Source organism: Vibrio cholerae ATCC 14035 (assembly GCF_000621645.1).
Classification (GTDB): domain Bacteria; phylum Pseudomonadota; class Gammaproteobacteria; order Enterobacterales; family Vibrionaceae; genus Vibrio; species Vibrio cholerae.
This window is the reverse complement of record NZ_JHXR01000001.1, coordinates 71,911-86,228: the sequence shown is the minus strand read 5'-3', so window position 1 is coordinate 86,228 and position 14,318 is coordinate 71,911. Positions and strand designations below refer to the sequence as shown.

General features: G+C 47.1%; 14 protein-coding genes. 5 read left to right on the top strand and 9 right to left on the bottom strand.

Features of this window, described 5'->3' with window-relative positions; translation table 11 throughout:
* Positions 1 to 3 precede the first annotated feature (3 nt).
* The 5 genes from sucA to sdhC all read right to left on the bottom strand — a co-directional run bounded on the left by sucA (position 4) and on the right by sdhC (position 6,125).
* The gene (gene sucA / locus T411_RS0100515) at positions 4 to 2,814 is read right to left on the bottom strand and encodes a 2-oxoglutarate dehydrogenase E1 component (protein ID WP_000551472.1); all 2,811 of its coding nucleotides are present in this window, start codon (positions 2,812 to 2,814) and stop codon (positions 4 to 6) included.
* An 88-nt stretch (positions 2,815 to 2,902) separates the two neighbouring features.
* Positions 2,903 to 3,613, bottom strand: coding sequence for a succinate dehydrogenase iron-sulfur subunit (locus T411_RS0100510; RefSeq protein ID WP_000772966.1), 711 nt, complete (start codon positions 3,611 to 3,613; stop codon positions 2,903 to 2,905).
* A 14-nt stretch (positions 3,614 to 3,627) separates the two neighbouring features.
* Positions 3,628 to 5,394: a succinate dehydrogenase flavoprotein subunit gene (sdhA, locus tag T411_RS0100505; RefSeq protein ID WP_000155078.1), complete on the bottom strand. Its 1,767-nt coding sequence runs from the start codon at positions 5,392 to 5,394 to the stop codon at positions 3,628 to 3,630.
* Positions 5,395 to 5,739 (bottom strand): succinate dehydrogenase, hydrophobic membrane anchor protein, encoded by a 345-nt coding sequence (sdhD, locus tag T411_RS0100500; RefSeq protein ID WP_000238620.1) that lies wholly within the window; start codon positions 5,737 to 5,739, stop codon positions 5,395 to 5,397. It abuts the gene before it with no gap.
* Positions 5,733 to 6,125, bottom strand: coding sequence for a succinate dehydrogenase cytochrome b556 subunit (gene sdhC / locus T411_RS0100495; RefSeq protein WP_000043021.1), 393 nt, complete (start codon positions 6,123 to 6,125; stop codon positions 5,733 to 5,735). The genes sdhD and sdhC overlap by 7 nt, the downstream gene beginning before the upstream one ends.
* A 395-nt stretch (positions 6,126 to 6,520) precedes the next feature.
* Here sdhC and T411_RS0100490 point away from each other — a divergent pair, with 395 nt between their 5' ends.
* Positions 6,521 to 7,810: a citrate synthase gene (locus T411_RS0100490; RefSeq protein ID WP_000763930.1), complete on the top strand. Its 1,290-nt coding sequence runs from the start codon at positions 6,521 to 6,523 to the stop codon at positions 7,808 to 7,810.
* 51 nt (positions 7,811 to 7,861) lie between these two features.
* On the opposite strand, the gene T411_RS0100485 is transcribed toward T411_RS0100490, so the two are convergent.
* Positions 7,862 to 8,620, bottom strand: a complete 759-nt coding sequence (locus tag T411_RS0100485; protein WP_001061710.1) for a Nif3-like dinuclear metal center hexameric protein — start codon at positions 8,618 to 8,620, stop codon at positions 7,862 to 7,864.
* A 64-nt stretch (positions 8,621 to 8,684) separates the two neighbouring features.
* On the opposite strand from T411_RS0100485, the gene T411_RS0100480 reads away from it, so the two are divergent.
* Positions 8,685 to 9,458 (top strand): DUF1853 family protein, encoded by a 774-nt coding sequence (locus T411_RS0100480; RefSeq protein ID WP_000045419.1) that lies wholly within the window; start codon positions 8,685 to 8,687, stop codon positions 9,456 to 9,458.
* A 49-nt stretch (positions 9,459 to 9,507) separates the two neighbouring features.
* Here T411_RS0100480 and pgm read toward each other — a convergent pair whose 3' ends face one another.
* Together pgm and seqA are read right to left on the bottom strand one after the other, a co-directional pair.
* Positions 9,508 to 11,154 carry a phosphoglucomutase (alpha-D-glucose-1,6-bisphosphate-dependent) gene (pgm, locus tag T411_RS0100475; protein ID WP_001240728.1) on the bottom strand — a complete coding sequence of 549 codons (1,647 nt, stop codon included), beginning with the start codon at positions 11,152 to 11,154 and terminating at the stop codon, positions 9,508 to 9,510.
* A 108-nt stretch (positions 11,155 to 11,262) separates the two neighbouring features.
* On the bottom strand, positions 11,263 to 11,796 hold the full coding sequence (gene seqA / locus T411_RS0100470; RefSeq protein ID WP_000848401.1) for a replication initiation negative regulator SeqA: 534 nt from the start codon (positions 11,794 to 11,796) through the stop codon (positions 11,263 to 11,265).
* A 92-nt stretch (positions 11,797 to 11,888) separates the two neighbouring features.
* On the opposite strand from seqA, the gene T411_RS0100465 reads away from it, so the two are divergent.
* The 3 genes from T411_RS0100465 (at position 11,889) to fldA (ending at position 13,555) form a co-directional block, all read left to right on the top strand.
* Complete coding sequence (locus T411_RS0100465; RefSeq protein ID WP_001275057.1) at positions 11,889 to 12,662, top strand: alpha/beta fold hydrolase; 774 nt, start codon at positions 11,889 to 11,891, stop codon at positions 12,660 to 12,662.
* 95 nt (positions 12,663 to 12,757) lie between these two features.
* Positions 12,758 to 12,979: a DUF2788 domain-containing protein gene (locus T411_RS0100460; protein ID WP_000965050.1), complete on the top strand. Its 222-nt coding sequence runs from the start codon at positions 12,758 to 12,760 to the stop codon at positions 12,977 to 12,979.
* A gap of 48 nt (positions 12,980 to 13,027) precedes the next feature.
* On the top strand, positions 13,028 to 13,555 hold the full coding sequence (fldA, locus tag T411_RS0100455; RefSeq protein ID WP_000179037.1) for a flavodoxin FldA: 528 nt from the start codon (positions 13,028 to 13,030) through the stop codon (positions 13,553 to 13,555).
* A 73-nt stretch (positions 13,556 to 13,628) separates the two neighbouring features.
* On the opposite strand, the gene T411_RS0100450 is transcribed toward fldA, so the two are convergent.
* The gene (locus T411_RS0100450; RefSeq protein ID WP_000107912.1) at positions 13,629 to 14,318 is read right to left on the bottom strand and encodes an LrgB family protein; all 690 of its coding nucleotides are present in this window, start codon (positions 14,316 to 14,318) and stop codon (positions 13,629 to 13,631) included.

Below are 14,318 nucleotides of genomic sequence, written 5' to 3'. Positions count from 1 at the left end.
TTCTTACGCTAGGGTCAGAGCGTCTTCAATCAACGCTTTTTGTTGTTTCATGTGCACCGACATATAGCCGACCGCAGGAGATGCCGAAGCGGGACGACCTGCGTATTTCAGATCAGCACCCGCTGGAATCGCAGCGCGGAAGTTATGTTGGCTACTGTACCAAGCACCTTGGTTTTGCGGTTCTTCCTGACACCAGACGTAATCCACCACATTGGTGTAATTTGCAATGGCCGCTTGTACTTCTTCCAGAGGGAATGGGTACAACTGTTCGATACGAACAATCGCCACGTCTTGCTGTTCATTGGCTCGGCGCTGTTCAAGGAGATCGTAATAAACCTTACCAGAACAGAACACAACGCGTTTTACTTGCGACGGATTCAGCGCATCAATTTCACCAATCGCCGGCTGGAAAGTACCGTGGGCAAGATCTTCCATACTGGAGACACACAGTGGATGACGCAGCAGCGATTTAGGAGACATCACCACCAGAGGGCGGCGCATTGGGCGAACCACTTGACGACGAATCATGTGGTAAACCTGAGCAGGGGTAGACGGAACAACCACCTGCATGTTTTGCTCAGCACACAGCTGCAAGTAACGCTCTAAACGTGCAGAGGAGTGCTCAGGGCCTTGGCCTTCATAACCGTGTGGCAGCAACATAGTCAGGCCACATAGACGACCCCACTTCTGTTCACCAGAGGAGATAAACTGGTCAATAACCACCTGCGCACCGTTAGCAAAATCACCAAACTGTGCTTCCCACAACGTCAAACCGCTAGGCTCCGCTGTCGCATAGCCGTATTCGAATGCCAATACCGCCTCTTCTGACAATACTGAGTCAAAGACTTCAAACGGGCCTTGGCCAGCATGGATCTGTGAGAGTGGAATATAAGTACTCGCATCGTTTTGGTTATGCAGAACGGCGTGACGGTGGAAGAAGGTTCCACGACCAGAGTCCTGACCCGAGATACGGATGCGCTTACCGTCATCAAGCAATGTGGCATACGCAAGCGTTTCAGCCATACCCCAATCCAGCATCTTCTCGCCAGAGATCATAGAGAGACGATCTTGATAGATTTTTTCTACACGGCTATGCAACACATGGCTTTCCGGATATTGGCAAACACGACGACCAAGATCTTGCAATCGCTCCATCGCATATTCGCTATTCCAAGGGATATGCCAGTCGTGACCTAAATACGGTGACCAGTCCACAGAGTGCATCGCCATTGGACGCCATTCTTTGACCACCACTTCACCGTGATCTAGGGCATCGCGATATTCATTCACCAGTTGAGTCGCGGTTTCGAGATCGCACTCACCACGCTCAGTTAACACATCTGCATACAGCTTGCGAGGTGTTGGATGCTTCTTGATTTTTTGGTACATCAATGGCTGAGTTGCGTTTGGCTCATCCGCTTCGTTATGACCATGACGGCGATAACACACCAGATCAATCACCACATCGCGTTTGAATTCATTACGGTAATCAAGCGCTAGACGAGTGACAAAGGCTACAGCTTCAGGATCGTCTGAATTCACGTGGAAAATCGGTGCCTGTACCATCTTGGCAATATCGGTACAGTACATGGTTGAGCGAGTATCGCGTGGGTTTGATGTCGTGAAGCCCACTTGGTTATTGACCACGATACGTACTGTACCACCGACGCAGAAACCACGCGCTTGAGACATGTTGAAGGTTTCAGCCACCACACCTTGTCCTGCAATCGCAGAGTCACCATGGATAGTGATAGGTAGCACTTTACTGCCATCTTCATCACCTAGGCGGTCTTGACGCGCGCGCACTGAACCCATCACAACAGGGTTCACAATCTCAAGATGCGATGGGTTGAAAGCCAGTGCTAAGTGAACATCACCGCCCGGTGTCGCAAAGTCAGCGGAGAAACCTTGGTGATATTTCACATCACCTGTGCCCCAGCCTTCGCCATGTTTACCGGCAAACTCATCAAACAGATCTTGCGGTTTTTTACCCAGAACGTTGACCAGCATGTTCAAGCGACCGCGGTGCGCCATCCCAATCACCACTTCACGCATGCCACTGGCACCCGCGTGACGGATCATCTCTTTGGTCATCGGAACTAAGGCATCCCCCCCTTCGAGAGAGAAACGTTTAGCACCAGGGAATTTCGCACCAAGATAGCGCTCTAAACCTTCAGCTGCAGTCAGCTCTTCAAGGAAAGTACGCTTTTCTTCTTTACTGAATACAGGGGTACCCACAACTGGTTCGAGACGCTGTTGAATCCAACGCTTCTGCTCAGTGTCGGTGATGTGCATGTATTCTGCACCGACAGAGCCACAGTAGATTTTTTGTAGGGATTGATAGATATCTTTCAGCTTCATCGTGTCTTTGCCAATCGCAAAGGAGCCCACGTTGAAGGTCTCTTCCATATCTTCTTGGGTCAAATTATGGAATGAGGGATTCAGTTCCGCCACTTCAGGGCGGTTCCATAAACCGAGAGGGTCAAGCTTGGCAGCTTCATGACCGCGGAAACGGTATGCGTTAATTAGCTGCAGTACTTTTACTTGTTTTGCATCGACTTCAGGATCACTAACTTGGACATTGTAATGCTTAGTCTCTTGAGCGAGTCGTCGGAAGTAGTCACGGACGCGTGAGTGCGGTTGTTCAACCACATTCGTTGGGTGCGCAGGCAACCCATCAAAAACACGTTTCCACTCCTCACTTACCAGATCGGGATCACTTAGATACAGTTCGTAGAGATCTTCTACGTAAGTTGCATTGGCGCCAGCCAAGTGTGAAGACTCGAGCCATGCCTTCATCACGCCGTTGTGCATTTTTTTCCCTTAACCAGTAGTTTTCACGTTTGCTGCGGTCTTATCGCCGAGCTATAAAAGGCAGGCCCGAAGGCCTGCAATTTTCAATTTAAACTGAACGATTGATCAACATGGACTTAATATGTCCAATGGCTTTCGTTGGGTTTAATCCTTTCGGACAAACACTGACACAGTTCATGATGCCGTGGCAACGAAAAACGCTAAACGCATCATCAAGATTCGATAAGCGTTCATCTGTCGCGGTATCACGGCTATCAATCAACCAACGATAAGCAGCCAACAAACCTGCAGGTCCGATAAATTTATCCGGATTCCACCAGAATGAAGGGCAGGAAGTGGTACAGCAAGCGCACATAATACACTCGTACAGACCATCCAAATGCGCCCGTTCTTCTGGGGATTGCAAGTTCTCTCTTGAAGGGGGTAATGCATCATCTGCAATCAAGAAAGGCTTAACTTTCGCATAGTTATCGTAAAACTGAGTCATGTCGACAATCAAGTCACGAACCACAGGTAATCCTGGCAGCGGACGAATCACAATTTTGTCACCTTTTAACGCAGACAAAGGTGTGATACATGCTAAGCCATTCTTACCATTCATATTCAGACCGTCCGAGCCACAAACCCCTTCACGGCATGAGCGGCGGAAAGCAATACTTGGATCTTGCTCTTTAAGCAGAATCAAAGCATCCAACACCATCATGTCAGACCCTTCCTCTACCTCAAGAATGTAGTCTTTCATGTAGGGTTTGTTATCGACATCCGGATTATAGCGATATAAGGAGAAGTTGAGTTTCATATTGAGTACCTCCCTTAATATGTACGCACTTTAGGCGGGAACGGGTCACGGTAAACCGGTGTCATATTGACCTCACGCTTACTCATCTGTTCCGTTTCCGGATTGTAGATTGAGTGGCACAACCAGTTCTCATCATCACGCTCTGGATAGTCAAAACGCGCATGTGCACCACGGCTTTCAGTACGGTAGTTTGCCGCTACTGCAGTCGAAAATGCCGTTTCCATCAGGTTGTCCAACTCTAAACACTCAATACGTTGAGTGTTAAATTCGGTTGATTTGTCCGCCAGATGGGCATTTTTCAAACGTTCGCGGATGACTTTGAGCTCTTCCAGCCCCTCAGCCATCGCCTTACCTTCACGGAATACCGAGAAGTTGTTTTGCATGCAGCGCTGCAGATCTTTACGAATCACGACAGGATCTTCGCCACCTTTGCTGTTTTCCCAACGCATAGTACGAGCCAGAGAAGCTTCGATATCCGATGCAGTCGCAGGGCGAGCCTCAGCTTGAGCACGCAGAGTTTCACCAAGATGTAGACCCGTTGCGCGGCCAAATACCACCAGATCAAGCAGTGAGTTGCCGCCTAAACGGTTGGCACCATGTACCGATACAGAAGCGATTTCACCACAAGCAAACAAGCCTTGGACTTCAACATCTTTACCATGGCTGTCTTGTTTGATCGCTTGACCAGACACTTGTGTTGGTACGCCACCCATCATGTAGTGACAGGTTGGGATAACAGGAATAGGTTCTTTCACTGGGTCCACGTGAGCAAAGGTACGTGATAGTTCACAGATACCCGGTAGGCGAGATTCCAATACATCACGACCTAAATGATCCAGTTTCAGTTTGATGTGTGGACCCCATGGGCCATCACAACCACGACCTTCACGGATTTCGATCATCATTGAACGTGCAACCACGTCGCGACCTGCTAGATCTTTAGCGTTAGGCGCGTAACGTTCCATGAAACGCTCACCATCTTTATTCAGCAGATAGCCACCTTCGCCACGACAGCCTTCTGTAACCAGAACGCCAGCACCCGCGATACCCGTTGGGTGGAATTGCCACATTTCCATATCTTGCATTGGTACGCCAGCACGCAAAGCCATACCGACACCATCGCCCGTGTTAATGTGTGCATTGGTGGTTGAAGCGTAAATACGACCTGCACCGCCTGTCGCAAGCACTGTTGCTTTGGCTTTGAAGTAGCAAATTTCGCCTGTTTCCATGCAGATTGCAGTACAACCGAGCACAGCACCATCTTGGTTTTTCACCAGATCCAGTGCATACCATTCCGAGAAAATGGTGGTTTTATGTTTAACGTTTTGTTGGTAAAGCGTGTGCAGTAGAGCATGACCAGTACGGTCTGCTGCTGCTGCCGTACGAGCAGCTTGTTCACCACCGAACTCTTTTGACTGACCGCCAAAAGGACGCTGATAAATCGTGCCGTTCTCAAAACGAGAAAAAGGTAGCCCCATGCGCTCAAGTTCAATCACGGATTCCGGGCCGTTTTTACACATGTATTCGATGGCATTTTGGTCGCCGATATAGTCGGAACCTTTTACCGTGTCATACATATGCCACTGCCAATCATCTTTATGTGAGTTACCCAAAGCCACGGTAATGCCGCCTTGAGCGGATACCGTATGAGAACGAGTTGGAAACACTTTTGAAAGCAGTGCGCAAGTTAGGCCTTGCTCAGAAATTTGTAGTGCAGCACGCATACCTGCACCACCTGCGCCGATTACTACGGCGTCAAAAGAACGAACTGGAATAGTCACTTAGGCACCCCACAATACAAATAGGCCAGAGAAGAAGTATCCAAGTAGAACGGCGATGACCACAAGTTGCAGTCCTGCACGCAATTTGGAGCACTTAATGTAATCCGTCAGTACTTGCCATAGGCCAATCCAGCCATGAATCAATACTGAAACTAATGCCAACATTGTGAAGACTTTGGTGAACGTGCTACCAAAGAATTGAGTCCACGCGACATAAGAGATGTCCGTGAACGCGCAAAAACTCACGATATAAATAGTGTACAAAACTAAGATGATCGCTGAAGCGCGGATCAATAAGTAATCGTGAACACCATTACGACCAAAGGAAGAGACATGCTTTACCATACCAGAACCCCCGCCAGTAGAGACAATACAACCGTAGCGGCAAAAGCTACTTTGGCGCTCGCGGCACCGGATTCCAGCTCTTCAAAGTGACCAAGATCCATCAATAAATGACGAATCCCACCAGCAATGTGGTAGGCCAGAGCAGTTAGAATTCCCCACAACACGAATTTCACGAAAAAGCTGTCAACAATGTTGCTCGCTTCCATAAATCCGACAGGTGAGGAGAGAGAGAGGGATAACAACCAAAGCAAAATCCCAACCGCAACAAACGTAATCACCCCCGACACACGGTGGAGGATGGATGCGATTGCTGAGATCGGAAAGCTAATGGTCTGCAAATCTAAATTAACAGGTCTTGACTTTCTTTCTTTCACGGGCTTGCTCACTCAGCTCCATTGAGCATTTATAGTTATGGATGAATTCTGGTCGAAAATGCGCATAATTTAACATTTATTCAACATTTCAACCGCCAAATCGGCGACTTAATTGTAGTTTAAATGTTACACCCAAGTCTAAAATCTATAAGTTAAATTTCTTTCTAGCCTTGAATTTATAAGGTCTCTCACAGAATTTTCTGTGTCACTATACGGACTGCAACATTCTAATACAATTGCTGTAACAATTTTTGCTACACAGAACAGATTTTTAACTTTATACGTATAAAAAATCAAAGTGAGTGCACACATCAGAGGAGAATAATTGACTTTGATTAAGATCGGACGTACAAGAATCACACACAAAACATCCTGGACGGATTAAATAATAAACAAAGGAGATGGTTATGGCGGATAAGAAAGCGACCCTTCACATCGAAGGTAAAGCGCCAATCGAATTACCAATTATGGATGGATCGCTTGGTCCACAAGTGATTGACGTTCGTACTTTAGGCTCAAACGGTTACTTTACTTTTGACCCGGGTTTTCTTGCCACTGCATCCTGTGAATCTCAAATTACTTATATCGATGGCGCTAAGGGCATTCTGTTGCACCGCGGCTACCCTATCGATCAGTTAGCCAATAACGCTGATTACTTGGAAGTGTGTTACATCCTTCTTTACGGTGAAGCCCCTAATCGTAAGCAATATGAAGAGTTCAAGAAAATCGTTACTCGTCACACTATGGTTCATGAACAGATCGCGAGCTTTTTCCACGGTTTCCGCCGTGATGCTCACCCGATGGCTGTGATGTGTGGTGTGGTGGGTGCGTTAGCTGCTTTCTATCATGATTCACTCGATATCAATAACGACACCCACCGAGAAATTGCGGCTTATCGTCTGCTTTCCAAAATGCCGACCTTGGCTGCGATGTGTTACAAATACTCAGTTGGTCAACCGTTTATCTACCCACGTAACGATTTGAGCTATGCAGAAAACTTCCTGCACATGATGTTTGCCACACCTTGTGAGGAGTATGAAGTGAATCCTATCGTGGCTCGTGCCATGGACAAGATTTTCACTCTACATGCGGATCATGAACAAAACGCATCGACATCGACTGTACGTCTGGCAGGTTCATCGGGTGCTAACCCATTTGCGTGTATCGCAGCAGGTATCGCTTCTCTTTGGGGCCCTGCACATGGTGGCGCAAACGAAGCTTGTCTACGTATGCTTGAAGAGATCGGCTCTGTTGATAAGATTCCTGAATACGTAAGACGTGCAAAAGACAAAGATGACCCATTCCGTCTAATGGGCTTTGGTCACCGAGTGTACAAAAACTACGATCCACGTGCCACTGTAATGCGTGAAGCGTGTCATGAAGTGCTGAAAGAGCTAAGCATTCAAGATCCACTGCTCGACGTCGCGATGGAACTTGAGCGTATTGCGCTGTCTGATGAGTACTTTATTGAGAAGAAACTCTATCCTAACGTCGATTTCTACTCAGGCATCATTCTCAAAGCCATTGGTATTCCTGTGTCTATGTTCACGGTGATCTTTGCGATGTCTCGTACTATCGGTTGGATTGCTCACTGGAATGAAATGCACAGCGATCCGGACAACCGTATCGGTCGTCCACGTCAGTTGTACACAGGTCAAAAACTGCGCGATTTCACACCCTTGCATGAACGCAGTTAATCATTGATTCAAAAGCAAAAGAGCGAGATTTTCTCGCTCTTTTTTATTGTTCTAAACTGGATTATCAATATCAATGAAGGTCACATCAAAGCCGTGATTTTCCGCGAGCCATTCCCCTAGTGCTTTAATTCCGTAGCGCTCGGTAGCATGGTGACCTGCGGAAAAGTAATGGATCGACTGTTCACGTGCCGAATAGGTTGTACGCTCCGAGATTTCTCCAGAAATAAAGGCATCTAAACCTCGGCTAGCCGCGAGTTCAATATAGTCTTGCCCACCACCCGTACACCAACCGACAGTTTCAATCAGCTTATCGGCTTGATCGGGAGCAATATGCAAAGGAGTACGATTCAGGACTTGGCCAATCCGATGAGCTAATTCTTCTCCGGTTAACGGTTGTAAAAAGTGCCCAAACATCGCAACTGATTGAGGATGCCCTTCCAACCCACCATCAACGCAAATCCCGAGTCGCTGCGCAAGCTGAGCATTGTTGCCCAACTGTGGATGAATATCCAAAGGTAGATGGTAGGCATACAGATTAAGATCATTTTGGATAAGCGTACGTATCCGGCGACCTTTCATACCTCGAATGGCCTCGGGTTCATTTTTCCAAAAATAGCCGTGGTGAACCAGAAGAGCATCAGCTTTCAACTCAATCGCAGCTTCAATTAAAGCCATGCTAGCGGTCACACCGGTGACAATTCGTTTGACTTCCACTTTACCTTCGACTTGTAAACCATTAGGACAATAATCTTTAATTAACTGTGGGGACAATGTCTCATTTAGCAACGCTTCTAGCTGTAAATTGTTCATCTTGTAATCCATTGAGCAACAGAGGTGGCGTGGTTATAACAATTTCAGGCTAGAATGTCGAAATATGTCAAAAAGTGGTGGTGATCAGATGGAGTTAAAACACTTAATGGATTGGGTGATTCGCACCCCTGCCCTATTTCAAGCCAAAGCGCCTTTGGTCAGCAAAGCGCCATTTAGCAAAACAACACGAGAGCAGTGGCCAGACTATCAGGGCAATCCACGATTAGGCTTTCTCTATCAACATCTTTGCGCTCAATTATTCACCGAAACGCCATTTTACAATGCGGTTTCAGAAGAAATTCAGCTCATTAATGAAGGAAAAACCGTCGGTTCATTGGATTTTTTAGCTAAAAACCGTAAAACTGAACACTATGAACATTGGGAAGTGGCAGTCAAATTTTATCTGCTCCACCAAGGATGTTGGTACGGCCCCAATGCCGAAGATCGTTTGGATATCAAACTTGACCATATGCTCAACCACCAACTGCCGCTATCACAACATCCGCTTTTTATTGAACAACATCCACTCTGGGCTGGTGCATCACAACATTTATTAATGCAGGGTCGTCTTTATACCAATCCATTTTCTGATGAGCCAATCCCGACCGATTGTCTTGGCTACCCGCTCAATACTAGCCAGATTCAAGGCTATTGGTGTTTCCAGCGTGAGCAGCACTTAATCGATGAACCTTTATATCAGCTTGAAAAGTCAGATTGGTTGACGGGACGGAAAGCAGACTCTGAACCTTATACAGAACACGCAGATGGGTTTGTGCATTGCCAATCTGAATCTGGGAAATTCTGGTTTATTGTGCCAAACCAGTGGCCACAGCGTTAAGAGACATAAAAAAGGGGCGATCTCATCGCCCCTGATTCATTTCATCACATTATAAACCCGCGTCTTTAAACACTTGGTTTACGATCTGCTGCGCTTCAGATTCAATTTGTTTTAAGTGCTCAGCCCCTTTGAAGCTCTCACAATAAATCTTATAGATATCTTCTGTGCCAGATGGACGAGCCGCAAACCAACCATAATCCGTAGTCACTTTGAGGCCGCCAATGGCTGCGCCATTACCCGGAGCATGAGTCAAGCGAGCCGTAATTGCATCTCCCGCTAGCGTTTGAGCCGACACCATTTCAGGAGACAGTTTCTTTAGCACATTCTTCTGTGGACCATTCGCCACGGCTTGAATACGGCTGTAATAAGAATCACCGTGTTTAGCTGCCAATTCATCATAATACTGTTGCGGATTTTTGCCGGTCACAGCGGTAATTTCCGCTGCCAGTAAGCACAAAATGATCCCATCTTTGTCGGTAGACCAAGGCGTGCCATCTTGACGCAGGAAAGAAGCCCCCGCACTCTCTTCACCGCCAAAACCAAAGCGACCAGAGTAGAGCCCATCAACAAACCATTTGAAGCCTACTGGAACTTCACACAGTTCGCGGCCAAGATCGGCAACCACTTTATCAATCATCGCACTGGAAACCAGCGTTTTACCGACGGCAACATGGCCCGCCCAACCTTGACGATGACGGTACAGATAATCAATGCACACCGCGAGGAAGTGATTCGGATTCATCAAGCCTTTAGGGGTCACAATGCCGTGACGGTCGTAGTCAGGATCGTTACCAAAAGCCAAGTCGTATTCATCTTTCAGGGCCAGCAAACCCGCCATGGCATATGGAGAAGAGCAATCCATACGGATCACGCCATCTTTATCTAATGACATGAATTGGAAGCTTGGATCAATGGCTTCGCTGACCAGCGTTAAATCGAGTTGGTAAGCGTTGCCAATTTGACGCCAGTAATCAATGCCACTGCCACCCAGAGGATCGACCCCAATTTTGAGCTTGGCCTTTTGGATTGCCGCCATATCAACCACATTGACCAGATCATCAACGTAAGGCTTAACCAAATCGACTTGCTTGAGCAACTCGGATTGTTTAGCCAACGCAATCGGCATGCGTTTTACACCAGCAAGCTGCTGACTGATGTAAGCATTGGCACGATCTTCAATCGCTTGGGTTAACTCCCCTTCCGCCGGGCCACCGTGTGGTGGGTTGTATTTGATGCCACCATCTTGTGGCGGGTTGTGCGAAGGGGTAATCACAATGCCGTCCGCTTTATCTGCATGCTTCAGGTTGTACGTTAAAATAGCGTGTGAAATGCCCGGCGTTGGTGTGTAACCGTTGTTTTCTTGCACAATCACTTCAATGCCATTGGCAATCAACACTTCCAGAACACTACTGAATGCAGGTTCAGACAGCGCATGAGTATCTTTGCCAATAAAGATTGGGCCAGTCACACCATGTTCATGGCGCACATCCGCTACCGCTTGCGCAATCGCAAGAATATGATGCTCATTAAAGGTAGTTTTATCGGCCGTACCTCGGTGTCCCGACGTACCAAATTCAACTTTATGCGCCGTATTGCCAGCTTCAGGCTGGAGTAGGTAGTAATTTGCAACTAGCGCAGGGATATTATGGAGATCCTCTTGTCGCGCCTTTTGTCCAGCACGAGGGTGCATAGCCATAGTGACATCCTTTCTTTAAATTTCACATAAAATAAAACCTCATAATAGCGGTGTAGCACTACGCATTATGAGGCTTGAATCAGAATTTTGGGCTGTAATCAGCAAAATTCAAATGGAATGGGTAACTTTCTCAATAATGTCGCTTGGGAAGCCCATGCGCACCATCACCTGTTCAACCATCTGTTGCTTGCGGCTAGTGTTGTTGTTGGTGATCACCCAAAACGGCGTATTTGGGATCGCCTTAGGTTTGGTTGTTTGCCCGCTGGCAAGCAACGTCTGTTCGTTATCAGCAAAGTAAACGCGCTTGCGACCTTTGAACATAGTCGCTTCAGAAAAGCTCGCAGAGTCGATGCGATGAAGAGTAGACAGAATCAGCATGAAGCGATCGATCGCATTTTTTAGCCCGGCAAATTCATCGGAAATCAGCAGTGAACGCATCGCTTTAACACCATCAATTTTGGTATCGAAAGCGGCATCTTTGCTTACGACTATCCCTTTCGGCTCAGCAGCAGGCGCAGCAGTGGCTAATTCACCATCTACATTGAGAAGACGACGCAAAATATCGGAGGCACTTTCACCAATATGCAAAGTCTGACTCGCAATGTAACGGTATAGATCCTCATCAACCTCAATTGTTTTCATTCGCTTTTCACAATCTCTATGTTTAAACTTTCGGGGATTATAGCGAGATCTTGACTGAGACTCTACGTTAAACCAATCACTAATAAGATAAAATGTCAGCACTTCTTAACTACAAACTTGAAGGCAGCGGTGAGACCGTTGTTTTGATCCATGGCTTATTTGGTAGCTTGGATAATCTTGGCTTGCTTGCGCGCGATCTGAAAAACGATCACCAAGTACTGAGCTTGGATCTGCGTAACCACGGGCTATCCTTCCACAGTGATGAGCACAATTACGCGTTGATGGCACAAGACGTAAACCAGTTGCTTGAACACCTCAACCTCACTTCGGTAGTGGTGATCGGTCACTCGATGGGCGGAAAAGTGGCCATGAAATTAGCCGATATTGCCGCAGAAAAAGTCCGTCAATTAGTGGTGCTGGACATGTCACCTGTCGCGTATAGCCAACGGCGTCACGACAATGTGTTTGCTGGACTCGAAGCGGTGTTAGTGCAAAAGCCCACGTCACGCAGTGAAGTGATGGCAATTTTAGCGCAACATATTGAGCAAGAAGGCGTTAGACAATTTCTCGGCAAATCTTTAATGTCGGAACAGAACGTGATGACATGGCGCTTCAATGTTGCGGCACTCAAAGCACATTATGCAGAGATTTTAGGCTGGGATATCATCGCCAAATGCCGGATTCCAACCTTATTTATTAAAGGGGCAGATTCGGATTATCTGACCACACAACATCAGCCCATGGTGCAAGCCCAGTTTAGCCAAGCCAAAGCTCATGTGATCGCAAACACGGGACACTGGCTGCACGCGGAAAAACCCGCTGAAGTTATACGTGCAATCCGTAAATTTATTGATGTGCCCGTTTAAGGCAATCAAGTGTGAATTGAGAAACACTACGCGCATTAACTTTGTCAGATAACAGTGGTATAGTGCGCGCAAGCAATTTGGCATAAAGGAATATCATGCTTTACGACTACATGAACATGTTGGAGTCTGTAGGACTCGATCTGCTGTTTGCCTCAATCTTCTTCTTGATTGGCATGGCGATTAAAGATGTGTTGAAACAAGGTAATGTTCCCCCTTTCGGGCGTCGTATTGTGTGGTTGGTTCTCTTTTTAGGGTGCGCAGGCTTTGTCGCCAAAGGCATAATTCAATTGACTTGGGAAGGCAGCGGACTAGGTTAAGCTCCGCAAGGCTTCGCGACTCTTTAACATTCTAAAGGTAATGATTCTATGGCAAGTGTAGGTATCTTCTTTGGCAGCGACACCGGCAACACCGAAGCTATTGCAAAGATGATTCAAAAACAACTCGGTAAAAAACTGGTTCACGTACAAGATATTGCCAAAAGCAGCAAAGAAGACATCAATAACTTCGACCTGCTGTTGCTGGGTATCCCGACTTGGTACTACGGTGAAGCACAGTGCGACTGGGACGACTTTTTCCCTGAGCTAGAAGCCATTGATTTTTCAACTAAGCTTGTTGCCATTTTTGGTTGTGGTGACCAAGAAGATTACGCAGAGTACTTCTGCGATGCGATGGGCACCGTACGTGACATCATTCAAGCGAAAGGCGCAACCATTGTCGGCCACTGGCCAACGGAAGGTTACGAATTTGAAGCTTCTAAAGCCCTAGTGGATGAAAATCACTTCGTCGGTCTGTGTATCGATGAAGATCGCCAGCCAGAGCTAACTGAGCAACGCGTGACCAAATGGGTTAACCAAGTTTATGAAGAGATGTGTCTCGCTGAACTTGAAGACTAATTTGCAGAGTCAAAATAAAAAATCCCCTGCCCAGCAGGGGATTTTTTATTAGGGGAGTTTCAATCTCTGCCTATCACCAAAACCAGCGCCCAATCCAAGGAGCGATCACCACAGTTACCATGCCCGCCAACATCATCACTACGCTGGACACCACACCCTCTGAATTACCGATTTGATAGGCTTTAGCCGTGCCGGCACCATGAGCTGAAGCCCCTAAACTTGCTCCTTTCCCTAAGCGAGAGCGAATAGAAAGCACGGTGAGGATTATCTCACCAACAGCCATGCCAATGACCCCTGTCAGTACCACAAACAGCGCGGTTAGATCACTTTGTCCACCAATCGATTTCGTCGCTTCTACCGCAAAAGGAGTGGTAATAGAACGCATAGCAAGGCTGCGTTGCAGCAAGTCAGGAAGGTTGAGCCAACGCGCCAACAACACCGTACTTGAAATAGCCACCAGCACCGATACCACGACACCAACGGATAAGGATAACCAGTGCTGACGCAATAACGCCCGGTTATCGTAAACCGGAACGGCAAAAGCGACGGTTGCTGGGCCCAGTAACCACAGTAGCCAATGGGCATCGGCCATGTAAGCTTGGTAAGGAATATGAAACATCATCACCACGATGACGAGCAGCAATGGCGCGAGTAACAGCGGCATCAGCAACAAACTGCGTTTACGTCGATAAAGAAATTTACTCGCATAGTAAAACAGTAACGTGAGCAGAAAACAGAAAAGGCTGAGTAATGAAGTCGACAT